Annotated in this window: 21 protein-coding genes, 1 tRNA gene, 1 pseudogene and 1 riboswitch; of the genes and pseudogenes, 11 read left to right on the top strand and 12 right to left on the bottom strand. The window is 66.5% G+C overall.

The annotated features are described in order from the left end of the window. Positions 1-57: 57 nt before the first annotated feature. From rimK to ACYVD7_RS04595, 4 genes and pseudogenes are all read right to left on the bottom strand, one after another. Positions 58-930, bottom strand: a pseudogene (gene rimK / locus ACYVD7_RS04610) (30S ribosomal protein S6--L-glutamate ligase); the annotation flags it as partial. Between the two features lie 97 nt (positions 931-1,027). Then, positions 1,028-1,558 carry an ATP-dependent zinc protease family protein gene (locus ACYVD7_RS04605; protein WP_460759637.1) on the bottom strand — a complete coding sequence of 177 codons (531 nt, stop codon included), beginning with the start codon at positions 1,556-1,558 and terminating at the stop codon, positions 1,028-1,030. Between the two features lie 180 nt (positions 1,559-1,738). Beyond that, positions 1,739-1,812: transfer RNA gene (locus ACYVD7_RS04600), tRNA-Gly, on the bottom strand. A 199-nt stretch (positions 1,813-2,011) separates the two neighbouring features. Next, entirely contained in the window at positions 2,012-3,877 is a 1,866-nt protein-coding gene (locus ACYVD7_RS04595) for an autotransporter domain-containing protein (RefSeq protein WP_460759819.1), read from the bottom strand. Between the two features lie 296 nt (positions 3,878-4,173). Between ACYVD7_RS04595 and thiS the strand changes: the two genes are divergently transcribed. The 4 genes from thiS to ACYVD7_RS04575 all read left to right on the top strand — a co-directional run bounded on the left by thiS (position 4,174) and on the right by ACYVD7_RS04575 (position 8,361). After that, a complete protein-coding gene (thiS, locus tag ACYVD7_RS04590; RefSeq protein ID WP_460759634.1) occupies positions 4,174-4,374 on the top strand; it encodes a sulfur carrier protein ThiS in 201 nt (66 codons plus the stop codon). Between the two features lie 197 nt (positions 4,375-4,571). Beyond that, positions 4,572-4,660, bottom strand: a riboswitch (cyclic di-GMP riboswitch). 212 nt (positions 4,661-4,872) lie between these two features. After that, the gene (locus ACYVD7_RS04585; protein WP_460759632.1) at positions 4,873-5,679 is read left to right on the top strand and encodes a thiazole synthase; all 807 of its coding nucleotides are present in this window, start codon (positions 4,873-4,875) and stop codon (positions 5,677-5,679) included. Further along, complete coding sequence (trmB, locus tag ACYVD7_RS04580) at positions 5,679-6,419, top strand: tRNA (guanosine(46)-N7)-methyltransferase TrmB (RefSeq protein ID WP_460759629.1); 741 nt, start codon at positions 5,679-5,681, stop codon at positions 6,417-6,419. Before ACYVD7_RS04585 ends, trmB begins: the two co-directional genes overlap by 1 nt. A 97-nt stretch (positions 6,420-6,516) precedes the next feature. Further along, positions 6,517-8,361, top strand: coding sequence for an SLC13 family permease (locus ACYVD7_RS04575; protein ID WP_460759627.1), 1,845 nt, complete (start codon positions 6,517-6,519; stop codon positions 8,359-8,361). Positions 8,362-8,498: 137 nt separating this feature from the next. On the opposite strand, the gene ACYVD7_RS04570 is transcribed toward ACYVD7_RS04575, so the two are convergent. After that, positions 8,499-8,894, bottom strand: coding sequence for a Rieske (2Fe-2S) protein (locus ACYVD7_RS04570; protein WP_460759625.1), 396 nt, complete (start codon positions 8,892-8,894; stop codon positions 8,499-8,501). A 58-nt stretch (positions 8,895-8,952) separates the two neighbouring features. Between ACYVD7_RS04570 and ACYVD7_RS04565 the strand changes: the two genes are divergently transcribed. From ACYVD7_RS04565 to ACYVD7_RS04545, 5 genes are all read left to right on the top strand, one after another. Beyond that, the gene (locus tag ACYVD7_RS04565) at positions 8,953-9,216 is read left to right on the top strand and encodes a hypothetical protein (RefSeq protein WP_460759622.1); all 264 of its coding nucleotides are present in this window, start codon (positions 8,953-8,955) and stop codon (positions 9,214-9,216) included. After that, positions 9,213-9,626: a DUF3052 domain-containing protein gene (locus ACYVD7_RS04560; protein ID WP_460759620.1), complete on the top strand. Its 414-nt coding sequence runs from the start codon at positions 9,213-9,215 to the stop codon at positions 9,624-9,626. Before ACYVD7_RS04565 ends, ACYVD7_RS04560 begins: the two co-directional genes overlap by 4 nt. Positions 9,627-9,636: 10 nt before the next feature. Continuing rightward, on the top strand, positions 9,637-10,401 hold the full coding sequence (locus ACYVD7_RS04555; RefSeq protein WP_460759618.1) for a fumarylacetoacetate hydrolase family protein: 765 nt from the start codon (positions 9,637-9,639) through the stop codon (positions 10,399-10,401). 208 nt (positions 10,402-10,609) lie between these two features. Further along, complete coding sequence (gene mscL / locus ACYVD7_RS04550; protein WP_460759615.1) at positions 10,610-11,011, top strand: large-conductance mechanosensitive channel protein MscL; 402 nt, start codon at positions 10,610-10,612, stop codon at positions 11,009-11,011. A 137-nt stretch (positions 11,012-11,148) separates the two neighbouring features. After that, positions 11,149-12,570, top strand: coding sequence for a M20/M25/M40 family metallo-hydrolase (locus ACYVD7_RS04545; protein WP_460759612.1), 1,422 nt, complete (start codon positions 11,149-11,151; stop codon positions 12,568-12,570). A gap of 266 nt (positions 12,571-12,836) precedes the next feature. Here the strand turns inward: ACYVD7_RS04545 and ACYVD7_RS04540 are convergent, their stop codons facing one another. The 5 genes from ACYVD7_RS04540 to ACYVD7_RS04520 form a co-directional block, all read right to left on the bottom strand. Further along, the gene (locus tag ACYVD7_RS04540) at positions 12,837-13,616 is read right to left on the bottom strand and encodes a TrmH family RNA methyltransferase (RefSeq protein ID WP_460759816.1); all 780 of its coding nucleotides are present in this window, start codon (positions 13,614-13,616) and stop codon (positions 12,837-12,839) included. 561 nt (positions 13,617-14,177) lie between these two features. After that, entirely contained in the window at positions 14,178-15,614 is a 1,437-nt protein-coding gene (locus ACYVD7_RS04535) for an XVIPCD domain-containing protein (RefSeq protein WP_460759609.1), read from the bottom strand. A 75-nt stretch (positions 15,615-15,689) separates the two neighbouring features. Continuing rightward, the gene (locus ACYVD7_RS04530) at positions 15,690-16,109 is read right to left on the bottom strand and encodes a hypothetical protein (protein ID WP_460759607.1); all 420 of its coding nucleotides are present in this window, start codon (positions 16,107-16,109) and stop codon (positions 15,690-15,692) included. Positions 16,110-16,983: 874 nt separating this feature from the next. Then, positions 16,984-20,109, bottom strand: coding sequence for an efflux RND transporter permease subunit (locus ACYVD7_RS04525; RefSeq protein ID WP_460759604.1), 3,126 nt, complete (start codon positions 20,107-20,109; stop codon positions 16,984-16,986). Positions 20,110-20,299: 190 nt separating this feature from the next. After that, the gene (locus ACYVD7_RS04520) at positions 20,300-21,358 is read right to left on the bottom strand and encodes an efflux RND transporter periplasmic adaptor subunit (protein ID WP_460759601.1); all 1,059 of its coding nucleotides are present in this window, start codon (positions 21,356-21,358) and stop codon (positions 20,300-20,302) included. Positions 21,359-21,491: 133 nt separating this feature from the next. On the opposite strand from ACYVD7_RS04520, the gene ACYVD7_RS04515 reads away from it, so the two are divergent. Together ACYVD7_RS04515 and ACYVD7_RS04510 are read left to right on the top strand one after the other, a co-directional pair. Continuing rightward, a complete protein-coding gene (locus ACYVD7_RS04515) occupies positions 21,492-22,028 on the top strand; it encodes an O-acetyl-ADP-ribose deacetylase (RefSeq protein WP_460759598.1) in 537 nt (178 codons plus the stop codon). Then, entirely contained in the window at positions 22,021-22,680 is a 660-nt protein-coding gene (locus ACYVD7_RS04510; protein ID WP_460759596.1) for a DUF6498-containing protein, read from the top strand. Before ACYVD7_RS04515 ends, ACYVD7_RS04510 begins: the two co-directional genes overlap by 8 nt. A gap of 120 nt (positions 22,681-22,800) precedes the next feature. On the opposite strand, the gene ACYVD7_RS04505 is transcribed toward ACYVD7_RS04510, so the two are convergent. After that, on the bottom strand, positions 22,801-23,808 hold the full coding sequence (locus tag ACYVD7_RS04505) for a class I fructose-bisphosphate aldolase (protein ID WP_460759593.1): 1,008 nt from the start codon (positions 23,806-23,808) through the stop codon (positions 22,801-22,803). Between the two features lie 352 nt (positions 23,809-24,160). Continuing rightward, positions 24,161-25,627: a pyruvate kinase gene (gene pyk, locus ACYVD7_RS04500; protein WP_460759590.1), complete on the bottom strand. Its 1,467-nt coding sequence runs from the start codon at positions 25,625-25,627 to the stop codon at positions 24,161-24,163. Positions 25,628-25,807: the final 180 nt, after the last annotated feature.

Below are 25,807 nucleotides of genomic sequence, written 5' to 3'. Positions count from 1 at the left end.
ACGGCCGTTGGCTGGCGAGGGCCGGTCCGGCCGGCCTGCGGCCTGCCTCGGACCTCGGCGCAGGCGCCCGCTGACGTACTCGATCACCTCGCCAGCGACGTCGACTTCGCTGGCCGCTTCGATGCCTTCAAGTCCTGGCGACGCATTGACCTCGAGCACCAGCGGACCACGCTTCGAACGGATCAGGTCGACACCGGCAACGCCCAGTCCCAGCACCTGCGCGGCGCGGATCGCAACTTCCTGTTCGGCCGCGGTTGCCTTCACGCCCTTGGCGGTGCCACCGCGATGCAGGTTGGATCGGAAGTCGCCCTTCGGCGCCTGCCGCTTCATCGCCGCCACCACGCGGTCGCCGACGACGAAGCAGCGCAGGTCCGCGCCCTTGGCTTCGGCGACGAACTCCTGCACCAGGAAGTTGGCGTACAGGCCGCGCAACGCCTCGACTACGCTGCGCGAGGCCGACAGCTTCTCGGTCAGCATCACGCCCGCGCCCTGGGTGCCCTCGTTGAGCTTGATCACGTGCGGCGGCGGGCCGAGCATCGCCAGCAGGTCGTGGGTGTCGTCGGGATTGTCGCCGAACGCCGTCACCGGCAAGCCGATCCCCTGCGCCGCCAGCAACTGGTGGCAACGCAGCTTGTCGCGCGCCTTGAGGATGGCGTCGGAGGTATTCGGGGTGTAAGTGGCCATCAACTCGAACTGGCGCAGTACCGCCGAACCGTAGCGGGTGATCGACGCACCGACGCGCGGGATCACCGCGTCGTAGTCGGCCAGCTCCCGACCCTTGTAATGCATGGCGAAGCCATCACTGGCGATGCGCATGTAGCAGCGCAGCGGGTCGAGCACGCGCACGCTGTGGCCACGCTCGCGGGCGGCCTCGACCAGGCGCCGCGTGGAGTAGAGCTTGCTGTTGCGCGAGAGGATCGCGAGTTTCATGGTCGGTAGTCGGAATTCGGGAATGGAGTGACAGCCTGCGGCTGACGGGAGTTCGGGAACGTTTGGAAAACAGAAGCCGATTGCTGTCGAAGCTGCTTCAGCGCGGCGCCCGCTGTTGTCGGAATCGCTGGACGACGGCGTCCTCGTTGCGATCCAGCTGGCTGAATTCCGGACGTCCTTCAACCATCGGAACCGATTCGCCCACGGCCACCACGCCCTGCCGTCCATGCAGGAACGATCGCGCCGGATCCACCGTGAACACCCGCGCCATCGCGGTGCGTCCCAGCAGCATCGGGAACAGCATGCCGCGCCGATCGGTCAGGTTTATTTCGATCTCGCGTTCGATCCCGGCCAGCACCAGCGGCGTGCGCAGGAAGATCCGCCTGGTGCGGTGGCCGCCGGAATCGGTGACCTCGCGCTCATCAAAGATCGGCGCCACCGTCTGCACCGCGGCCTCGCCCAAGCCGTCGTTGCTCAAGCGGAACCCCACCCACGGCGCGCCAGCCTCGCTGAACCGCCAGTACGCATCGACGTGCAGCGCCGAACTGCGCGCGCCGCTGTCGACCTTTGCACGTATCCGCGGCAGCCCAAGGCCGGGCAGTCCGGCCCATTCGCGCCAGCCGAGCATGATCCGTTCGGAACGAGCCAATCGCGCCACGTGCGGCCACCGGGAAAGAAAAAAACGGCAGTCACTGTGACGCGACTGCCGTTACGGTTTTGTTGCTGGTTGTGGTGTCGCGCAACCGCGTTCAACCGCGATTGCGAAGCGCCCCCGCGTCGCCGGAACAGCGTGGCGCGAGGGCCGGAATGGAGCGGGTGATGGGAATCGAACCCACGCTAGCAGCTTGGGAAGCTGCAGTTCTACCATTGAACTACACCCGCGGCGTACCGCTGCCGAGGCGGAAGTCTATGCCCCGGCGCCGCGCGTTGGCAACGCGGGCCCGCGCTCGAAGCCACAGCGCGTTCGTCGTCCCGCGCCCCATACCTCCCGCCGGCCGCGAAAAAAACGAAGGGCCCCGCAGGGCCCCTCGTTTTCAATCAGTTGGTTCAATCCAGTTGACTCAAACCCATTGACGAGCGGTCAGAACGAGCTGCCGACCGTCACGAACACCGTCGTGTTGTTGCCGCCGGTCTGGCCGACGGTCGCAGCGGCACCGAGGTTCGCGTCGAGGCCGAACAGCTTTGTCTTGGCACCAAACGTCAGCGTGCCGTAGTCGTGGTCGAATTCCACGCCCGGTACAGCGTAGGCACCGGTGCCCGGCATCGTCTGCGAGATCGCGAACGCCTCTTCCGCCGAATCCTCGAACTCGCGATCGGCGGTGAGACGCGCGTACGGCGTCAGGTGGTCGTTGATCGCGTAGCTGGCCTGCCAACCGATGCTGCCGATCATCGAATCGAAGTTCTGGTCCGGGTAGGCGAGCGAGGTGGACAGCTCCGGGTTGCTCTCGGCGAAGCCGTCGATGTCGATGCGCTGCGCCAGCAGGCTGGCAACCGGGCCATGGCGCAGGGCGCCTTCGCCGAACTCGTAGCCGCCGCTGATGCCCAGCGAGATGTTGCGGCCATCAGCCGAACCGGTGTGCGTACGCACGGCCGAGCCCAGGTGCACTTCGCGGTCGATGTCGAAGTCGACCTTGCTCCAGCTCAGCTGGCCGTTCACCCAGCCGCCACCTTCGCCGTACCAGCCGAGGAAGCCACCCAGCGTCAGGTCGCTCTGGTCGAAGCCGCCGCCGCGATGGCCCCAATCCAGCTGCTGGCGACCGTAGCCGGCAAAGCCGCCGTAGACCAGGTTGCCGCTGCTCCAGTCGACGCCGAAGGTCAGCGTCGGGCCGACGCCGTCGTACAGGTCGCCGCCGCCATAGCGCTGGAAGTCGCCGCGGACGTCGCTCCACCAGTTCATGCCGCCCTCGCCCGGCTTGCCGGCGTGCGCAGCGACGCGGTCGGCGCGCGAGCGGCCGACCATCGCGGCGGAGTTGGGAAGCACGGCCATCTGGCGCGGCGCCTCGAGGATCGATTCGGCGTACTGCGCGACGATCGCGTGGCCACGCGAGCTCAGGTGCACGTCGTCAGCGAAGAGGTTGTTGCCGGAATCGGGCGACACATACCCGGCTGTAGTGCAGAACAGTGAGTACAAGGTGCCGCAGGCGCCGCCCGCGGCGGTAACCGGGCTGATTCCGTACGCGCCCGGGTCGGCGGAGACTTCCCGAATCAGATGGAACGTATCGAGGGGAATGATCCGTAGGCCCGCTTGGGCGATGCCCTGGAACAGCAGGGTGTTGTAAGTGCTCGACAATTGCGTGCCAAGTGCGCCAAGCGGACCGGCGGCCAGGCCGCGCGGCGTCGCGCCGAAGTCCAGCATGGTCGGCACGAGGACGTAACGCGCCCCCGCGCCCTGGAGTTGCTGGATCAATTGCACCTGGGCACCGGCAGTAGCGAAGAAGGTTTCCGGCGTGATCTGCAACGCAGGCGGCAGCAGGCCCAGCATGCTGCCGACGAGGTAACCCAGGTCATTGCTACCGCCCCATACGGTGTACAGCGCGTTCGGATCGGCCCGGCCACCGGTGCGGGCCAGGTACGCATCCACCTGCGCCGTCAGCGGCGGCGCGGCGCCAACCGGCACGGGCGTGGAGATCGGCGGATTACCCGGTCCCTGACTGACCCGCGCCCCGCCCGCGGCGAAGTTGGTGCCCGTGCCAGCCACGATGCTGCCGTCGGCATTGATCTGCCATGCAGACGTCGCGTCCGTGCCGTAGAAATCGGCAAGGTATTCGCTCCACACCAGGCCTGGATTGGTGGTGAAGCGTCCCCCCGACGTCGCGCTGGCACCGAAAACCTGCACCAGCGCCGGCCGGTAAAAACCGCTGTCGGTCTGGCTGTCGCCGAAAAAGATCGTCTGTGAAAAGGTTTCGGCCAGGGCAGGCATCGAGGCCAGCGCAAGCGCGGCGGCCAGCAGGCGGCGGACGGGTTTCTTCATGGTTGGTATCCCCTCTTGGATCTGGTCTGGATGGTGGTCGCGCGCCGCAACAGGAAGGGCATACGCGTACGGATGGACGCCGCATCGAAACACGCCGTCGGTCACTGGCACAAGTGGTCGTGCAGCACGGGGCCACGCAGCATGCGAGCCGGCTGGAAAAGCCTGACAGGACAAGCCGGCAGGAGCGGCGCGACTTGCGGAACAGGCGATCACGACCTGCATGGCAAACGCGGGATTTGGCCACGCGAGGCCAAGGGAAGGACAATGCGCGCATGAACATCGTCCTCAATGGCGAGTCCCGCCAGCTTGCCGCACCGCAATCCGTACTCGAGCTGCTGCAGACCGAAGGCCTGGGCGAACGTCGCGTCGCGGTGGAAATCAATGGCGAGATCGTGCCGCGCAGCCGCCACGGTGAGACCGTGCTGGGCGAAGGCGACCGCATCGAGATCGTGCATGCGCTGGGTGGTGGGTGACTGCTGCCGAAGGCGAAAGCGCCCTTCGCGGAACCCTCCCCACAGATCAAGCCTGTCGCTATAACGAGCCAACGTAGGGATGGCAATCCGGGTCGCGGTTACGCACCGCACAAAAAACCCGAGCCGAAGCCCGGGTTGTCGTTTCGCCACCAGAGAAAGCCTGGAAGGCAAAGATCGCGCGGCAGGCACCGGTCGGTAGCGGGAGCCCGGCCATCGCAGGCGGAGGGAGCGCCTGGGATCCTCGGCTTTGCGGCCCCGGCTCGCGCCGGGTGTGCTATTGGCGTACCGCACGGTGCAAACCGCGCGAAGCAGCGTCACGGTCGGAAGGCGATGCAGGGGGCGTCCCCTTGGCCGAGCCGATGGCACCTGCTTCCCTGTTCAACGCGGTGACTGCAGCATGGCGGCCTCCAAATCCCCTCCCCCGAACAGGGGATACGACCCGGCCGCACGGTTCGCGTATAAGCCCGGCGCCGGCGCCGCCGCTGCTAAAATCGCGGCATGACGCTCCCCGCCCTCTTCATGCCGCCCGCCGACCCGTTGGTCATTGCGGGCCAGACCTATGCTTCCCGCCTGCTCACCGGCACCGGCAAGTTCAAGGACCTCGACGAAACCCGCCGCGCCACCGATGCCGCCGGCGCGCAGATCGTCACCGTCGCGATCCGCCGCACCAACATCGGCCAGAACCCGGGCGAGCCGAACCTGCTCGACGTCCTGCCGCCCAACCTGTTCACCATCCTTCCCAACACCGCCGGTTGCTACACCGCCGACGACGCCGTGCGCACCTGCCGCCTCGCCCGCGAACTGCTCGACGGCCACAAGCTGGTCAAGCTGGAAGTGCTCGGCGACCAGCGCACGCTCTACCCCGACGTCGTGGCGACGCTGTCCGCCGCCGAAACGCTGGTGAAGGACGGCTTCGACGTCATGGTCTACACCAGCGACGATCCGATCCTGTGCAAGCGCCTGGAAGAGATCGGCTGCGTCGCGGTGATGCCGTTGGCCGCGCCGATCGGCTCCGGCCTGGGCGTGCAGAACCGCTACAACCTGATCGAGATCATCGAGAACGCGAAGGTGCCGATCATCGTCGACGCCGGCGTCGGCACCGCGTCGGATGCATCGATCGCGATGGAACTGGGTTGCGACGGCGTGCTGATGAACACCGCGATCGCCGGTGCGAAGGACCCGGTGCTGATGGCCCACGCCATGCGCCTGGCGGTCGAAGCCGGCCGCGCCGCGTTCAAGGCCGGTCGCATTCCGCGCAAGCGTTACGCCAGCGCTTCGTCGCCGGTGGACGGGCTGATCGGCTGATGGCCGAACAGGAACAAAAGAAGGCCCCACCCAAGCCCTTCACGATCGAGGAAGGCCACCGCAAGGTGCGCAGCTTCGTGCTGCGCCAGGGACGATTCACGCCGGCGCAGCAGCGCGCGTTCGACGAACTGTGGCCGCGCTTCGGGTTGGACTTCAGGCCCATCGAAAGCGCCGGCACCCCGCGCGACTTCGACGCCGCCTTCGGTCGCTCGGCCAGGCGCGTGGTGGAAATCGGATTCGGCAACGGCGAAGCCCTGCGCTTTGCCGCACAGCACGACAAGGACCGCGACCTCATCGGCATCGAGGTCCACGCGCCCGGCGTCGGGCGCCTGCTCAACGCGTTGGCCGCCGACGGCAGCGACCACGTCCGCGTGTACCACCACGACGCCGTGGAAGTGCTGACGCACGAGATCGCCGACGGCTCGCTCGACGAAGTGCGCATCTACTTCCCCGATCCCTGGCACAAGAAGCGCCACAACAAGCGCCGTCTGGTGCAGCCGGAATTCGCGGACCTGATCGTGCGCAAACTCGCCAGCGATGGCCGCTTGCACCTGGCCACGGATTGGCAGGACTATGCCGAACAGATGTGGGACGTGCTCGATGCAACACAGGGCATCGTCAATCGCGCCGGCAAGCGCGGCTGCGTGGAGCGGCCGCCGTGGCGTCCGCAAACACACTTCGAGACCCGCGGCCAGAAACTTGGCCATGGGGTGTGGGATCTGTTGTACGACCGCACGTGAAAACCGGTTGCCGGTTGTTGTTCAAACTGCCAGCAGCCACTGAAACCGCAACCTGCGACTGAAACCTGCCACCGGAAAAAGGCCACCGTCTCCACGCATGGACACCTCCCTCCCGCTCACCACCGACATGAAGCTCGTCCTCGGGCTGGTGGTGTTCACGATGGTGATGTTCCTGTTCGAACGCATCCGCGCCGACGTCGTCGCGCTGGTGGTGCTGGTGCTGCTGGGACTGTCGGGCGTGGTCGAACCGGAGCTGCTGTTCAACGGCTTCTCCGGCAACGCAGTGATCAGCATCATCGCCACCATGATCCTGGGCGCGGGTCTGGATCGCACCGGCGCCCTCAACCGTCTGGCCGCGTGGCTGCTGCGTCGCGCAAAGGGCGTTGAACAGCGACTGTTGCTGCTGACCACCGCGGTCGCAGGGCTCAACTCCTCCTTCATGCAGAACCCGTCGGTGATGGCGCTGTACATGCCCGTCGCCTCGCGCCTGTCCTCGCGCACGGGCCTGTCGCTGCCGCGCATGCTGCTGCCCATCGCCGCCGCCATCGTGATGGGCGGCGCGCTGACCATGGTCGGCAACTCGCCGCTGATGCTGCTCAACGACCTGTTGCTCGCTGCCAACAGCAACCTGCCGTCGGGCGCTGCGACCATCGAGCCGCTGAAGATGTTCGCGCCGTTGCCGATCGGCCTGGTGCTGGTAGGCGCGTCGCTCGCGTACTTCCATTTCTTCGGCGACAAGATGCTGCGGGACAAGGAAGATCCCGGCCAGGGCGCGACGCCGGCGCGCACGCAGAGCTACTTCGCCAAGACCTACGGCATCGACGGCGATGTCTACGAGCTCACCGTCAGCGCCGAAAGCCCGCTGGTGGGGATGTCGATCGGCGAAGCCGAAGCGCTGCGCGGCGCACCGCTGATGCTCGCCCTGAAGACCAGCGAGGAGTCGCGCCTGGCGCCGCCGGCGGACGCGCGCATCTGGGTTGGCAGCGTGCTGGGCGCGATGGGCTCGAAGGACGATGTCCACGACTTCGCGCAGAACAACTTCCTTCGCCTGAGTTCGCGGCTGCGCAATTTCGCCGACCTGTTCAACCCCAGCCGCGCGGGCATCTCCGAAGCCGTGGTGCCGCCGACGTCCCGGTTCCTCGGCAAGACCGCCGGCGAGATCCGCCTGCGCAAGAACCTGGGGCTGAGCCTGCTGGCCGTCAACCGCGACAAGCAGGTGCTGCGCGAAGACGTGCGGGGCGTGCCGCTGCGCAGCGGCGACATGCTCGTGCTGCACAGCATCTGGACCGACCTGGCCGAAGCCGCCGAGAGCCGCGACCTCGTGGTCGTGACCGACTATCCAAAGGGCGAAACGCGCCCGCACAAGTTGAAGATCGCGCTGTCGATCTTCGTCGTGTCGATGCTGTTGGCCCTGTCGTCGCGCCTGCCGGTATCGATCGCGCTGATGACCGGCGTCGCCGGCATGCTGATCGCCGGCGTGCTGCACATCGACGAAGCCTACGCGTCGATCAACTGGCGCACGGTGTTCCTGATGGCGTGCCTGATTCCGCTGGGCTGGGCGATGGATTCCAGCGGTGCGGCGGCGTGGGTCGCGGGACATTCGCTCGAACAGTTGCCGCGTGGCACGCCCGTGTGGGTGCTGGAACTGCTGGTCGGCGTGCTCACCACGGCGTTCTCGCTGGTGATCAGCCACGTCGGTGCAACGATTGTTGTCGTGCCATTGGCGATCAACCTGGCGCTGGCCGCGGAAGGCAATCCGACCGCCTTCGCGCTGATCGTCGCGTTGTCGGCGTCCAACAATTTCATGACCGCGTCGAACCCGGTGATCTCGATGATCGTCGGGCCCGCGGGATACACCGGCAAGGACCTGTGGCGCATCGGCGGTCCGTTGTCATTGATCTACACGGTCGTGATCGTGGCGATGGTGCAGGTGATGTTCTGACGGACGGCCGGCCCACGGCACAACCTGCACTCCAGAGATAACGATGCCGCGCCGGCGGCCCGTGACAACGAATCAGCCAAGCTTGGAAAACTGAGGCGCCCTACTGCGACACGCACGCCAAGCCAACGCTTTCGCCGCTAGCCCCGCGACACCAACCACACCTCGCCATCGCGCACGTCCACCTTGACGGCCCTCAACGCAGCGCCGCGGCAGGGCCCGGCGACACATTCGCCGCCACGCAACTCGAAGCTCGCGCCGTGCGCCGCGCATACCAGCAGGCCTTCGGCGGTCTTGAGGAATTGTCCCGGCGCCCAGTCGAGGCGACGGCCCGCATGGGGGCAGATGTTGAGCCACGCGCGCACGCTGGCACCCTCGCGATGCAGGATCAGCGACTCCGCATCGCCGTCGATGGAAACCTCGACTTCGGCAAAGCCGCCATCGACGATGCGATCGAGCGCGATCAGCGACGGCGCGGGCTCCTGACCTGCGACCGGGCTCTCATTGTTTAACGGAGTTCTCACACTTTCGTTCATCAGCCGCTCGATACTGCCTGCCCCCGATGCGTCCGCGCATTGTGTCACGAGGCAAACCGTGTCCGCCCAGACCTTCCGATTCGAGCAGTTTTTCGCGCCGCGCAAGCCGCGCCACCGTTTGCTGCGCGTGGTGTTTGGCCTGATCGGCCTGGCCCTGCTGGCGTTGCTGGTGATGTTCGGCCTGTTCGTGGGTGCGGCGATGGTGGTGGCGGGCGTGGTCTACAAGCTGTGGAAGCAGCGCGGCAAGCCCGTCGCACGCGACGGCGCCATCGACGCCGAGTATCGCGTCGTCACCCGGCCGGTGCTGCCGGTCGCGCGTTGAGCGCAAGCGCCGGCTACTCCGGCAAACCGTTGTGGGCCAAGCTCGGCCTGATGGCCGGGCAGCGCGTCGAAGTCATCGATTGTCCTGTCGACTACGCAACGCTCACCGGTTTCGATACTGCAACGCTGGTATTTCCTGCGCGCGGGGAACTCGACGTCATCCACGGCTTCACCCACACCCGCACCGGACTGGATGCGTTGCTGACGCGCGCGGAGAAGCGCTTGGTCGAACGCGGCATGTTGTGGGTGTCCTGGCCGAAGCGCACCTCGAAGATCGCCAGCGCCATCGCCTGTGAGATCACCGAAGACACCATCCGCGAACTCGCCCTGCCGCGTGGCTGGGTCGACATCAAGGTCTGCGCCGTGGATGCGGACTGGTCCGGCCTTAAACTCGTGCGCCGAAAGTCCTGAGGAGGCACTGATGACTGACGCGACTTCCAGAGTGAGTGCCACCGCGGCGTCCGTCGCTTCCGATGTGATCGCGCCGCACCCGGTCCCACGCGTACCGGTGGACGACGTCGCGGGCGGCACCTTCCCCGTGCATCGCATCTACTGCGTCGGCCGCAATTTCGCCGAGCACGCACGCGAAATGGGCGCCAACGTACCCACGTCGGCGGCCGACCGCGGCGCGCCGACGTTCTTCCTCAAGCCCGCCGACGCGATCGTCACCGATGGCGTCGTGCCGTATCCGCCGGGAACGCGCGACCTGCACCACGAAGTGGAGCTGGTCGTCGCGATCGGTTGCGATGCGCCCAGTGGCGTGCTGGACCCGAGCCGCGCAATGGCGCTGGTGTTCGGCTATGCCGTCGGCCTGGACCTGACACGCCGCGACCTGCAGGCCGCCGCCAAGGCCAAGGGCCTGCCCTGGGACACGGGCAAGTCGTTCGATCACGCCGCGCCGATCAGCGCGATTGTTCCTGCCGCGCGCATCGGCGATTACACCTCACACACGCTGTCGCTGCGGGTCAATGGCGAACTGCGCCAGCAAGGGCATTTGTCCGACCTGGTCTGGAATGTCGCCGAGATCCTCCACGAACTCTCCCGGCTGTACGCACTGCGCGCGGGCGACCTGGTCTTCATGGGCACCCCGGCGGGCGTCGCGGCGCTGCAGCCGGGCGACCGTTTCGAGGCCACCCTGGACGACGCCATCGCGCTGCGCGGCCACATCGCGCCTTCGGGCGCCTGACGCGCGATGCGCCGCGCGTACTGCCCGGTGACGTTCGGCTGGCAGGTGGCGTCAACCGCCTCGTCGCCGTACTGACGTCCGGCCGCGCCCCTGCTTCGCAAGTCCTTCACGCCCCCCAGGTCGTACGCTGGCCCTGCGCTGGCCTTGGACAGGCTCTCGGGTATATTCGGCCGCGGGCACGCCCGTGCCTTCAATCCAGGAGCACAAGATGGGACTGATTGCTGAGTTCAAAGAGTTCGTGGCACGCGGCAACGTCGTCGACCTCGCCGTCGGCGTGGTGATCGGTGCGGCGTTCGGCAAGATCGTCACTGCCCTGGTCGATGGCATCGTGATGCCCATCGTCAGCCTGGTCAGCGGCGGCGCCAATGTCTCCGACTGGAAGCACGTACTCACGCCGGCGCAACTGGATGCAGCCGGCAAGGAAGTCGCGGCCGAAGTGGCGATCAAGTATGGCGCGTTCTTCCAGACCGTGATCGATTTCCTGCTGATCGCGCTGGTGATCTTCGTGTTCCTCAAGGCCTACAACCGCATGCGCGCCACCGCGCCGGCGGCCGCCCCGCCGGAAGATGTACTGCTGCTGCGCGAGATCCGCGATTCGCTGAAGAAGTAAGGCAGCCGCCAAGAAGTCCCACGGCCACCGTGGCCTGGGGCACAACACCGGGAAGCCGCGGGCCGTAAGCTCGCGGCTTCCTCCGTTTTTTCCCTGAATTTTTCCCGCTGATTTTCCTGCCAAGTGAAGGACCCGTGATGCGCGTTGCACCCACCGTTCTGGCTTCCCTCCTGACCGCCTGCCTGCCGCTGGTCGCACGCGCCGCCACGCACCAGCCGACGCGCATCCCCGATCGCGCCGTGGCCGTGGCGACGCAACTGCGCGAACAGGCCCTGGCCAGCCACCTCGGGTTCGACGTCGTCGCGTCGCTCACCACCGAAGTCGGACCGCGCCTGGCCGGCAGCGAAGCCGATGCGCGCGCCGTGCAATGGGCGCAAGCGAAATTCAAGGCGCTGGGCTTCGACAAGGTGTGGCTGGAAGAAGTGCATTTCCCGAAATGGCAGCGGCGTAGCGAGCGCGGCGAAGTGCTCGGTGCGAACGCGCAGCCGCTGGCGCTCACCGCACTGGGCGGCAGCCCCGGCGGCGCGGTCGAGGCCGAGGTCGTCCGCTTCGACAGTCTGGCGGCGCTTGAAGCGGCGCCGGCCGGCTCGCTCGCCGGCAAGATCGCCTTCGTCGACCATCCGATGGAACGCGCACGCGATGGCGCAGGCTATGGCGAAGGCAGCAAGACGCGAACCCGCGGCCCGTCCGCGGCGATCCGCGCCGGCGCCGTGGCCTACCTGATGCGCTCGGCGGGCACCGATTCGCATCGCGTTCCCCACACCGGGATCACCCGCTTCGATGACGGGCTCACGCCGATTCCCTCGGCCGCGCTGGCCACACCCGATGCCGCGCAGCTCTCGCGCCTGGCGGCGCGCGGCCCGGTGCGCGTGCGCGTGGCGCTGGATTGCGGTTGGGACGGCGAAGCGGTTTCGCACAACGTGATCGGCGAGATCCGCGGAACGAAGAAGCCAGACGAAGTCGTGCTGATCGGCGGGCACCTGGACTCCTGGGACCTGGGCACGGGCGCGATCGATGACGGCGCGGGCGTCGCCATCGCGATGGCGGCCGGCGCGCTGATCGGGCAGCAGAAGCAGCGCCCGGCGCGCACGATCCGCGTGGTCGCCTTCGCCAACGAGGAGCAGGGGCTGTACGGCGGCAAGGCCTATGCCGAAAAGCACCTCGGCGACATCGGCAAGCACCAGATCGGCGCCGAGAGCGACTTTGGCGCGGGCCGCATCTACGCGTTCCGCAGTGGCGCGCCGGAGTACGCCACGGCGGCGGTGCAGCAGATCGCCGATGCGCTGGCGCCGCTGGGTATCGCGCACACGCCGCAGGAAGGCGGCCCTGGCCCGGATGTCGGTCCGTCCGCCGAGCGCGGAATGGCATGGGCGGCCCTGCGCCAGGATGGCACCGATTACTTCGACTACCACCACACGCCGGACGACACGCTGGACAAGATCGACCCGCAGTCGCTGGCACAGAACGTCGCGGCGTATGCGGTGCTCGCCTACATGGCGGCGAGTGCGGACGGGGATTTCGGCAGCGAGCTGAAGGACGTGAAGCCGCCGCAGGAGTGAGGCGTCACCCTGCGGGGGTGAAGCCGCTTCGTAGCGCTAAGGAAGGTCTGAATAACTCAGCTCTTGCCCATCATTCCCGCGAAGGCGGGAGTGCTTTACAACAGCCGAAGGCGGGGCTTCCGGCGCCTTGCTTTCAATGGTTTGAAGTCGCTGGATCCCCGCCTTCGCGGGGATGACGGCAATTATTCAGACCTTCCCTAACCGGGTTCTTGGACTGCAGAGGAGCGGGCTCCGCTGCAAGCAGTTACGCGACCACGGCCTTGCAATCAACCGCGCTGCCGCCACGCCGCCAGCAGCACCGCCGTCGCCGCGGCGACATTGAGGCTTTCCACGGCGCCGCTACCGGGAATCGACACGCGCAGGTCGCAGGCAGCGGCGAGCTCGCGATCCATGCCCTCACCTTCGGCGCCGATCACGTAGACCAGCCGCTGCGGGAGTCCGGCTTCGAACACGGGACGCCCGCCGTTCACCAACGTGGCCACCATCGAGAATCCCGCACTGCGCAACTGCGCCAGCGCGTTGTCCTGACGTCCCAGACGCACCATCGGCACGACTTCGGCACCGCCTTCGGCCACGCGTGCCGCCGCACCCGACAACGCCAGCGACGAATGCTTGGGCAGCAGCACCGCGCTCACACCAAAGTGCGCGGCCGAACGCAGGATCGCGCCGAGGTTGTGCGGATTGCCCACGCCATCGAGCCACAGCGCGCACTGTGGGCCGGCGGGAAGGTCACGCAGCCAGTGCGACATCGATTGCGGCTCTTCGCGTAGCACGTCGGCAATGACGCCTTCGTGGTGCGTGCTCGCCGCCAGCTTGTCCAGGTCTTCCTCTTCCACCACGCGGTAGCCGATGCGGTTGGCCACGCACCATTTCAGCAGCGGCTGCACCGCGGGAATGCGCGAGGAATGCAGGTACAGCTTGCGGATCGACTGCGGACGGCGCGCGAATACGGCGTGGACTGCATTCAGGCCGTACAGGCGCAACTCGGTCTGGCGGTGCCCACGCGGCGACGCACCCTCGGCATCGACTTCGTCGTGATGGACCAGTTCGTCACGCGGCGGATGCGTGACCCGGGCGCGCGCCTCATACGGGCGCTCCGAACGCACGCCGTGGCTGCGGGCAGGGTGCGCGCGATCGCCACGAGAGCGCTCGACGTCAGGACGATCGCTACGCCCGACGTCGCGACGCCCAACGTCAGCACGCCCGACGTCTCCACGATCGTCCGCTCGATGCTCCCGCCTGGGCGGGTCGGCAGGCTTCCGCTCACCCTGCGGTCGCGCCGCGGGCTGGCGGTCGCCCCAGGGATTGTTGCCAGAGGTGGGACGGCGCGGCGGTCGGGTACGGTCTTCAGACATGCGGCAAGCTTACGCCGCGACCGCCATCTTGTAGAGCGTGGGAGGCCTTGACTCGCCCTACGCGGGGCTTATCGTCGCCATAGTCGACGTAGCGGTGCCCGCAAAAAAAGAACGCCCGACACATGGTCGGGCGTTTCGTTCTCAGGACGGCGGGCAAGACCCGCCCTACAAAGGTCGTACCCGCCTCACGCATGGCGGGTTTTAACCCGCACGGTCGTGCACTCAACCTGATCCTGCTGTCTCGACAAGTGGCTACATCGTCATCGACCGACGCTGTGATTCGCCAAGGTTCTGCGGCTCCGGAATAGCCAGCTGGGTCTGCTGTGCCGTCGTTCGATCGAGCTGATAGAGACGCTGCACCGACTCTTGGACTGGCGTCTGCATTGCGGTGTTCGTCTTCATATGGGCGACGAGATGGGCGGGATCCTCCAGGCGGCCCTGCACCACGAATACATTCTCGCCCTGCCGGACGGCATCGGTCTGCCGGCTAAGCACCACATGATCGATCCTGGTCAGGCCATTTTCGCTTGCGAGGCAGGCCAAGCTTGCGCTCATGCAGGCACTTGCCTCGTCGGGTGTCCGCCCGAGGCTACGATCCAGATGGGCAACCGCAGCTTGTGATTGCAACAGGAGCGGGTGATCGTCCATCGCTCTCCAGGCGGTGGACGCTGGTTCTTGCATGTCCGTTGCGGCTCGACGCCCATGTTGATTGACTGCAGGGGGCGCGACGGCCGGCACCGGCCGGTGGTCAGGATGCTCTGGGTGTCCCGGCGCGGTAGGTTGGAGCGCCGGCCCCTGATACATCGGGCGGCCGGGGACGAATCGGTCATCAATATCGATGACCCGTTGCGCCGGTGGTGGTGCCATCCGCTGCGTGGCAGGGTCAATGTTTCCCGTCTGTGGAATGCCATGGGCGCGCTGAAAATCTAGAAGTGCCCCCTGCATGCCTGGGCGATACACGCCGTCTTGATCCAATGGGCGGCCGCTGACGGCTCGGTACCCCTCGCTCGCCATAACCTGCTGCAGGTCCCTGATACGGTCATCGGACTGGCCCAGTCGGAATGTTCCGTCTCCCATTGCTGGCCTGGCGCTATCAGCACGAAACGCAGGTTGGACAGTGAGCCTTCCACTAGCCAGGTCATCAATGTAATTGCTGAGCTGTTCGTGGTGCCCGGTGTCCATTTCGATGTGGACATGGACGCCAGCGCTGACAGGCAGGCCCTTATTGTCCTGTGTGCCTAGCGACTGACCATAAGTAATCGTATCGCCAACCTCTACCGAGATCGGGTCAAGATGCCGGACACGAGCGATCACCGTTCCGCCTTGGCGATCCATGATCTCCACCATGCCGCCGCTGTCTCGCACAAGGCTCACGTATCCCGCTGTTGGCGAAGGTACGGATACGGCGCGGGCACTTGCACCTGGCGCGGGGGAGGGATCTTCCAGGATGAAGTCCTTCACCATCAAAACCTGGTCGCGCTTGAGCGACTGATAACGGTCGGTGGTGTTGTCGATGACTTCCTGAAACTCCCCATCGATGTGCGCATACGATCTGTCCCCGCCACGATAGCCCGGCTGCAGGTCCTCGACTCCAACGATGCGCCCTTCTTGCATGTGGCTGTTTCGGTTTGCGCCTGGATGGTGCATGACCAAACCGTCCAGGTCAGCCACTGCTTCATTGGCTTGCACGGCTCCAGGTCCGCGTGGAGGGCCCAGCTGTGTGATGGTGAACATCCGAGGCTGTTCTGACATCGCATTACTCCATTACTTGCACTTCGTGTATGAGGTCGTTGCGTCCCCTGCCCGGATAGAGAGCGTGCCGTTCCCGAGGGTAAAGATGATTGTGTCTTCTCCCTCGTATTCACCTGTGCCCGGGCTAAAGGTGGAAAGGATGTGCCAGGTGGGAGGCTGCCGCGCTGTCTGCTCTACACGCAATGGCTTGCTGGTGTTCTCGTACTGCCCGAGCATGCCCGCGTCGATCGACAGCAAGAACTCGCTGTCGTAGTTGATTGCCGTGGGGCAACCCATCCCTTTGGGCATCCATAGTCCATGCAGCTCCCGCGGGTACTCGGCGAAGACCTGGCGGTTGATCGGAGCGGATGATGGCGCTACCGCTGCATCTGTAGCGGCACACGCGGCCAGAAGGATGGCTAGGGAGCAGACGATTGGGAATTTCAGATTCATGGGCTTCTTGGTCCGTGCTGGAAGCGGTGGGATCAGTAGTCATCGATGCTTACTGTTGCCAGGTTCGGAAACATACGAGTGCCGGGAGGTCTCCCTTGGTTCCCCACACAGGCTTCAATGCCAAGCGCAGGTCGGCAGTTTTATACCTGAATCGTGAACGGGCCCTCGCAGCGCTCCAGCCGACTGAAGTCCCGCTCGCAAAGGGAAGGTCAGAGTGGCGGGTCAAGACCCGCCCTACGCGGTGATTTCGTAGGGCGGGTTTTTGCCCGCCTTGAGCGGGTCAACTACCTCCGTTTGTTCGACCTCCCACACCCTCCCAGTCGACTAAAAGTCCTGCTCACTCCGGTCCAAGGCCCGTCATCGCGACTTTCCGCGACCCGGGCGCCACAAGAAGTTCCGGTCGAGCGACTGCCTGGGCTCCCGGATGCCGCAGAAAGTCCCTCGCGCGCGACTTCTTGTTTCTCACAAGGGGCGACAAGTCCCCTCCACGAGACAAAAAGTCGCGCCCGAGAGACTCGCCCGCCCTTCGCGCGCGACTCTTTATCGACTGCGATCAGGTGGCACGTCCCTATCGCGGGACTCTCCATCTTCACCGCCTGATGGAGAGGGTGAGCGATACCGACGTCGCGCTGGGCAGCGATGCGATGACCGCGGCGCTGCAGGCGTATCACTTCCTCAAGTCCGCCGGAAGGGCGGAGGCGTGGACACGCTGCGGCAGATGCTGGGCGAACGCTTCGAGGGCAATGGGCAGCGCGCGGCGCCGCAGCCTGCTACGGCTTGATGCAGTAGCGATACCGGAAAGCCCCGTCTCGGCGGGGCTTTCCATTTGCACGGCCAGGAAGCCGGGGCGTTGGGCGGCGGGTCAAGACCCACCCTACGCGTGTCCACCCGCCTGCGGCGTCTGCGCTTCAAGCTTCTCCAGTTCGTGCGCCACCGCTTCCGGCGATCGCGTGTAGTGCGCCAGCAGGCTGTAGAAGGTGGGCACCACGAACAGCGACAACAGCGTCGAGAACGCCACGCCGAAGATCACCACGATGCCGATCGTCGCGCGGCTCGCCGACCCCGGACCACCCGCCACGACCAGCGGAACCGCACCGACGATCGTCGCGATCGACGTCATCAGGATCGGCCGCAGGCGCACCGCGCAGGATTCGACGATCGCCTGGTGGACGCTGCGGCCTTCGTCGCGCAACTGATTGGCGAACTCGACGATCAGGATGCCGTTCTTCGCCGCCAGTCCCACCAGCATGACGATGCCGATCTGCGAGAACAGATTGAGCGTTCCGCCGAACAACCACAGTCCCAGCAACGCACCCAGCACGCCCAGTGGCACGGTCAGCATGATCACGAAGGGATGGATGAAGCTCTCGAACTGCGCGGCCAGCACCAGATAGACGATCAGCAGCGCCATGGCGAAGGTCAGCAGCACCGCGCCACCAGCAGCCTGGTACTCGCGCGACTCGCCCTTCCAGTCGATCTGCGCCTGCTGCGGCAGTTCTTCCTTCACCGCCTGCTGCAGCCACGGGATCGCATCGCCCATGCGATAACCCGGCGCCAGGCCCATGCTGATGGTGATCGCACGCAGGCGATTGAAGCGGTTGAAATTACCCGGCTCGGCGATTTCCTTGAGCGTGACCAGGTTCGACAGGGGGACCAGTTCGCCGCTGCGCGTGCGCACCTGGATCGCGGCAAGGTCTTCCGGTGAACCGCGCAATGCCTTGGCCGCCTGCACGATCACGTCGTATTCCTCGCCACCACGCACGAACGTGGTAACGCGGCGAGAGCCCATCATCGACTCCAGCGTGCTGCCGATGTCGCCAACGCTGACGCCCAGGTCGGCGGCGCGCTGGTGGTCGATCTGCACGCGCATCTGCGGACGGGTTTCCTTGTAGTCGGAATCCGCGCCGACCAGTCCCGGGTTCTGCTCGATGCGCGCGAGCATGCGGTCGCGCCACTCGGCCAGCTGCGCGTAGTCAGGACCACCGAGCACGATCTGCACCGGCTGGCCGCGCGTGCGGACCAGCCCACCGGGCACCTGCGACGACACCCGCACGCCCGGGAGCTGGCTCAGCTCCTTCTGCATCTGCTGCGCGACGTCGGCCGTGGATGCCTTGCGCTCGCGCCAGTCGCGCATGAACACGCTGAGGCGGCCGTTCTGCATGTCGTCGCTGGGACCGAAGGAACCGGGCACGCGCGGACTGGCCCGTTCGATCGGACCACCTTCGCCAACATGCTTGCTGACGATTTTCTCCGCCGCCTGCACCTGCTTGACGGTGTAGTCGAAGCCCGCGCCCTCCGGGCCATTCAACATCACGAAGAACACGCCGCGGTCTTCCGCCGGTGCCAGTTCGGACGGCACCAGCTTGATTAGGCCGTAGCTCAACGCCAACGCCGCCAGCATCAGCACGCCAAAGAACTTTGGCCGCTCCACGCTGTGGTCGATCAGGCGGCGATAGCGCGCGCTGACCGCATCCAGCCACGCGTTGACCCGGCGCGTGAGCGGATTGGACTTCTCTTCCTTGTGCGGCTTGACCAGCTTCGACGACATCATCGGCGTGAGCGTCAGCGCGACGAAGGCGGAAATCGCCACCGCGCCGGCCAACGCCACCGACAGTTCGCGGAACAGGCGGCCGGTGTTGCCCTGCATGAAACCGATCGGCAGGAACACCGATACCAGCACCGCCGTCGTCGCGATCACCGCAAACGCCACCTGCGCCGTGCCGCGACGTGCAGCGACCAAGCGCGGCTCGCCCAGATCCGCGCGGCGCTGGATGTTCTCCAGCACCACGATCGCGTCGTCCACCACCAGGCCGATGCACAGCACCAGCGCCAGCAGCGTGAGCAGGTTGATCGAGTAGCCGAAGGCGTAGAGCGGGATGAACGCGGCGATCAGGCACACCGGCACCGTTACCGCCGGGATCAGCGCGGCGCGCACACTGCCCAGGAACAGCCAGATCACGATCAGCACCAGGACGATCGCTTCGATCAGCGTGTGGTACACGCGCTCGACCGCCGAATCGATGAAGGTCGTCATGTCGAGGGCGATGAAGATCTTGGTGCCCTTGGGCAGCGTCGCCTGGATCCGCTCTGTTTCGGCGCGGACCGCGCGGGCGACATCGAGGCTGTTCGCGGTCGACGTCTTGACGATACCCAGACCGATGTTCGGCTCGCCATTGCTGCGGTAGTAGCTGCGGCGTTCGGCGGAGGCGAGTTCCACCTTCGCCACGTCGCCCAGTCGCACGACATAACCGTCGGCGCCCTTGCGCAGCGGAATCTGCGCGAAGTCGGCGGGCTTCTCGAAGCTGCGCGCAACACGCAGGGTGAAGTCGCGGCTTTCCGACTCGATGCGACCGGCCGGCAGCTCGACGTTCTGTGCGCGCAGGGCCGACTCGATGTCGGAGGCGGTGATGCCACGCGCGGCCATCGCATCCCGGTCGAGCCACACACGCATCGCATAACGCTGCTGCCCACCCAACCGTACCTGCGCCACGCCGTCGATGCTGGACAGGCGATCGACGATGTAGCGCTCGGCGTAGTCGGACAGCTGCAGCGTGTCCATGTTCGCGCTGTTCATGTTGACCCACACGATCGGGTCGGTGTCGGACTCGACCTTGGCCACCTGCGGCGGATCGGCTTCTTCCGGCATGCGGTCGCTCACCCGGCTGACGGCGGAACGCACGTCGTTGGCAGCGCCCTCGATGTCGCGGGTCAGGTTGAACTCGATGCTGATGTTGGAGCGACCGCCGTTGCTGCGCGACTCGATGGTGTTGATGCCCTCGATGCCAGCGAGCGCGTCCTCGAGGATCTGGGTGACGCGGGTTTCCACGACCGCCGCCGAGGCGCCGGGATAGGCGACCTCCACCGACACCACCGGCGGATCGATCGCCGGCAGTTCGCGCAGCGTCAGGCGGGTGAAAGCCATCACGCCCAGCACGATCAGCAGCAGGCTGATCACGGTGGCGAATACGGGACGCTTGATGGAGATGTCGGAAAGTTTCATGCCTTCGCCTTGTGCCCTTGCGCCCCCTCCCTTTCGCCAAAGGGCGAAGGGGAGGGCCGGGGGAGGGGTGCTTTTGTTGTTGCCTTGAATCGCTACGCCAACAGCAACAAAAGCACCCCTCCCCAACCCTCCCCTGCGCTGCGCGCAAGGGAGGGAGTAAAGCCCGGCGCGTTGCGCACGGACCGATGGATTACTTCAGCGCGGCGCCGTGTTCCTTCGCATCGCTTTCGACCACCTTGCTGCCCGGCCGCAACTTCACGGTGCCGTCCACCACGATCCGCTCGCCGGCCTTCACGCCGTCCACTATCTCTGCCATTCCCTCGCGCCTGGCACCAACGTTCACGTCGACGCGTTCCACGCTGCCATCGGCGAGGACGCGGAACACGAACGCGTCAGTGCCGATCTGGACAATGGAAATCTCCGGCACGACCAGCGCCTGCCGCTGCGGGCGCTGCAGCGATACCTGCAACAACATGCCGGGGCGCAAGGCGCGGTCGGGATTGGGGAAGTCGGCGCGCACGGTGACCGCGCGGGTGGATTCGTCGATGCGCGCGTCCACGGTGCTGACCACGCCGTCGAACGTGCGACCGGTGTAGGCCTCGCTGCGGCCACTCACGTGCAGACCGGGGGCGACCAGCGAGAGCATGGCTTCGGGCAGCGGGAAGTCGACGTAGACGCGCGCGGTGTCATCGAGCGTGGCGATCGCAGTGCCCGGCGTCACCAGCGAACCCGGACTGATCTGGCGGATGCCGAGCACGCCTGCGAACGGCGCGCGGATCACGCGGTCGCCCAATTGGGCGTGGATCAGTGCGACGCGGGCGTTGGCGGCGTCGCGGGCGGCGCGCTGCGTGTCCAGGCTGGCGCGCGCGATGAGCTGGCGATCGGCCAGCTCGCTCTGGCGGCGGAAGAGTTTTTCCGCTTCGGTGGCATTGGCCTGTGCTTCGGCCAGCGAGGCCTGCTGCGCCTGCCCGCTCAGCGTCACCAGCGCCGCGCCCTTGGCGACGACCTCACCGCTGTCGAAATGCACCTGCTGGACGATCTCGCTGACCTTGGCGGTCACGGTGATCGACTCGCGCGCCCGCACCGTACCCAGGGCGAGCATGCTGTCGTTCCACGACTGCAGCCGCAGCTGCTGTGTGGTCACGGTAACGGGGCGATCGCCACCTTCGCGCTTGCCAGCCGCGTCGCGACCGCAGGCGGCCAGCAGGGCGATGGCGACGAAGGCAAAGATCCGCTGGCTTGGGCGCATGCGCCGCTCCGTGAAACAGGCAATCGTGGATTCTACGGGGAGCCTGTTACGACGGGATGGGCCATCGGTTGGCCGCGTTGAGGCAGGCCGCATTGAGGCAGAATCAGCAAAGTCGAGCGACCGGGGGGACGCCATGAACATCGAAGTCATCCAGGGCGACATCACCATCCTCGCAGTGGACGCCATCGTCAATGCGGCCAACGAGGCCCTGCTGGGCGGTGGCGGCGTCGACGGCGCGATCCATCGCGCCGCGGGACCGGGATTGCTGGCCGAATGCCGCGCGCTGGCGGAAGTGGAGCCCGGCGTGCGCTGCCCTACCGGCGAGGCACGCATTACCCGCGGGCACAAATTGCTGGCGCGGCACGTGATCCACACCGTCGGCCCAGTTTGGGAAGGCGGCAACGACGGTGAGCCGCGGCTGCTGGCCAGCTGCTACCGCGAATCGCTGCGCCTGGCGCAGGAAAACGGCATCAGTTCCATCGCGTTCCCGGCGATCAGCTGTGGCGTGTTCGGCTATCCACACGAGCTCGCAGCGACGATCGCCGTCGCTACCGTGCGTGAATGGCAGCGCGCTCAGGCGCGTCCGCGGCACGTGCTGCTGTGCTGCCTGGACGCGCGCATGGCGACGATCCTGCGCGGCGCACTGGAGCAGGAACCCGACGATGCCTGACATCACCATCCTGGCGATCGTCATCGCCAACCTTGCCACGCTGGCGATGGCGTGGTCGCAGCACTGGCCGCTGGTCATGCTGCTGTGGCCGTACTGGTGTCAGTCGGTGATCATCGGCTGGTACGCGCGCAAGCGCATCCTGGCGCTGACGAAGTTCAGTACCGACGGCTTTTCCGTCAACGACCAGCCCGTGGAAGCCACTCCTGCGTCGCAACGCAGCACCGCGATCTTCTTCGTCGTGCACTACGGCTTCTTCCACTTCGTCTACCTGGTCTTCCTGGTGGTGATGACAGCGCTGGCGACGTCCGGCACCGGGTTCCCACCAGGACAACCGCTCGACCACATCACGCCCACCGACTTCCTGCTGGTGATCGCGGCGTCGCTGCTGTTCTGGTTCACCCACCGCGCCTCGCACCGTGCGCACGTCGCCGCGGACCTGCGCCGGGTACCGAACCTGGGATCGCTGATGTTCCTGCCGTACCTGCGCGTGTTCCCGATGCACATCACCATCATCCTGGGGATGATCCTCGGAAGCAGCGGCGGGCTGCTGCTGTTCGGCGCGCTCAAGACCATCGCCGACGTGATGATGCACGTGATCGAGCATCGCTGGCTGCAGCGCGGAACGACGGGACTGCCGCAAGTGGTGAGCTGACGCACCGGGATTGATCGCGCGGGCTCGCGCATGCAGCACGCGCGCGACACCTCGCAGCGCCAGCAAAGAAAAACGCCGGCACATGGCCGGCGTTTTTCATGTGGCAGGTAGCGCGGAGGCTTACGCCTTCTGCCACTGGCCCAGCGCGGCCAGGCCGTTGTCCTTGGCGCGGGCGTACACGGTCTTCTGTGCGGCAGCGAAGTTGTTCACCAGGTCCTGGGACCACAGCTTGAGCGCGGCAGCCTGCATGGCGCGGCCGTAGGAGAACGACAGCGGCCACGGGTTCGGGCCCATGCGGTTCATCGCGTCGAGGTGCGCGGTGGCGGCTTCATCAGACTGGCCGCCGGACAGGAACACGATGCCCGGCAGGATCGCCGGCACGGTCGACTTCAAGCACTGCAGCGTGGCCGCGGCGACTTCCTCGACACCGGCCTGTTCGCCGCTGGTGGTGCCCGGCACGACCATCGAGGCCTTCAGGATGGTGCCTTCCAGCACGACGTTCTGCTCGACCAGCGAGGAGAACAGCGAACGCAGGGTCACTTCGGTGACCTGGAAGCATTCGTCGATGTCGTGCGAGCCATCCATGATCACTTCCGGCTCGACCATCGGCACCAGGCCCTGCTCCTGGCACAGCGCGGCGTAGCGCGCGAGCGCATGGGCGTTGGCTTCGATGCAGGTGCCCGACGGGATGTCGTCACCAATGTTGATGACCGCGCGCCACTTGGCGAAGCGGGCACCGAGCTTGTAGTACTCCTCCAGCCGCGCACGCAGGCCGTCGAGGCCTTCGGTCACCACTTCGCCCGGGCAGCCGGCGAGGTTGTGCGTGCCCTTGTCGACCTTGATGCCCGGGATCATGCCGTGGTCCATCATGTACTTGGCGAACGGCACGCCGTCGCTGGTGGACTGGCGGATGGTCTCGTCGAACAGGATCGCACCGGAGATGTAGTCGCTCAGGTTCGGCGTGGTCAGCAGCAGCTCGCGGTAGCGGCGACGGTTCTCTTCGGTGTTCTCGATGCCGACACCGGCGAAGCGCTTGGCGCAGGTCGCGGTGGATTCGTCGATCGCGATGATGCCCTTGCCCGGGGCGACCATGGCCTGGGCGGTTTCGGCAAGCTGTTCGATGCTCATGCGGGGGATCCTGAGGGCTTGGGAAAGTCCGCGATTATAGCCCGGACCGGCGGTCCGACCCTCCCCGCCGGGGCGCCTGGGCCGAGGTCCAGACTGGCTGGCGATGACCGTCCCAGCGGAACCACCGGGACGGTCCAACGGCGGCCGGACGCGAACAGCCAGCGATTACATCCGTGGCCAAGGGCGTAGGGCGGGTCTTGACCCGCCATGACCGACCAGGAAGCCACCCGGCCCTCTCCCCGCGTCGCATCCGTCACGCAAATCCGGGTCCACGGATTGCCTGGAAATCGCAATGGCCGGGGCGAGCCCCCGCCGTACAGCGCTCGATCCCAATGGCGGGTCGAGACCCGCCCTACAGCTCGCCGAGGCCTTCCGCTTTCCCCGCCTCGCCCACCTGCAGCAGGCGCAGCGTATTGGTCGCGCCGTGATGCTCCATGTGGTCGCCACTGGTGAAGATCACCCGATCGCCCTCGACCAGCTGACCGGCGTCGTAGAGCTGCTTGATCGACTGCCGCGCGGCCTCGCGCGACGCCAGGCCGCGGCTGTCGAAATCGATCGGGAATACATCGCGCATCATCGCCATGCGCCGGCGCGCACCGTCGTGGCGCGACAGGCCGAAGATCGGCACCGGTGAGCGGAAGCGCGACAGGAAGCGGGCGGTGCCGCCCGATTCGGTGGCAGCGAGAATGGCGCGCACGCCGATGTGTTCGGACAGGAACATCGCGGCCATCGCGATGGCCTGATCGGCGCGTTCGAGGTTGCGCGGGGCATCCTCGAAGTCGGTATCGGCTTCGAACTGGCGCTCGGCACCGAGACAGATGCGCGCCATCGCTTCCACCGCCTTTATCGGATATTTCCCGGCCGCCGATTCCTGCGACAGCATCACCGCGTCGGTGCCGTCGATCACCGCGTTGGCAACGTCGAGCACTTCGGCGCGCGTCGGGATCGGGCTGTCGACCATCGACTGCAGCATCTGCGTCGCGGTAATGACCACGCGCCCGCACTCCAGCGATTCGCGGATGATCTTCTTCTGCAGGCCGGGCAGTTCGGCGTCGCCGATCTCCACGCCCAGGTCGCCGCGCGCGACCATCACCACGTCGCTGGCGAGCACGATTTCGCGCAGGTTCTCGATGGCTTCGGCGCGCTCGATCTTGGACACCAGCGCAGCGTCGCTACCGGCTTCGCGGGCAACCTGGCGGGCGTCGTGCATGTCCTGCGCGTTGCGGCAGAACGACACGGCAATGAAGTCCGCATCGAGTTCGGCCGCGACCTTGATCAGCTCGCGATCGCGTTCGGTCAGCGCGCCCAGGGACAGGCCGCCGCCCTGCTTGTTCAGGCCCTTGCGATCCGACAACGCACCATCGTTGAGCACGGTGTTGATGATGCGTTCGCCTTCCACACGATCGACGCGCAACTGCAGCATGCCGTCGTCGAGCAGCAGTACGTCGCCGGGCACGACGTCGCCGGGCAGGCCGAGGTAGCTCACCCCGACTTCACTCTCGTTGCCCGGCGCGGCGCTGGCACTGGCGACCAGGTCGAAGCGCGCGCCGGCGCTGAGCTGCACGCGGCCCTGCGCGAATTTCTCGATGCGGATCTTCGGACCGGGCAGGTCGGCGAGGATGCCGACCTCGCGCCCGACGCGGCGTGCGGCTTCGCGCACGGCGTTGGCGCGCGCGACCTGCCCTGACGGATCGCCGTGCGAGAAGTTGAGACGGACGACATCGACACCCGCCGCGAGCAGGGCATCGAGCACGCCCGGTGCATCGGTGGCAGGGCCGAGGGTGGCGAGGATCTTGGTGCGGCGCGGATTGGCGGACATTGGCGTTCTTTCCGGGGATGGCCGAAACCTAGCACAGCGGAAGTTGCACCTGACCGCGCGCGCCGCTGAAAACGAAGTCAGTCGCCGCGGCTGGGGTCGGCGTCACAGGCGGAGATCGGGGAAGGTGACGGGAAGGGTGGCCGGTGTTCTTGCCGTCATCCCGCGAAGGCGGGAAGCGCT

It is taken from the genome of Lysobacter fragariae, from assembly GCF_054779775.1.
The sequence above is the reverse complement of the archived record's forward strand: the minus strand, read 5'-3'. Positions and strand labels throughout refer to the sequence as shown.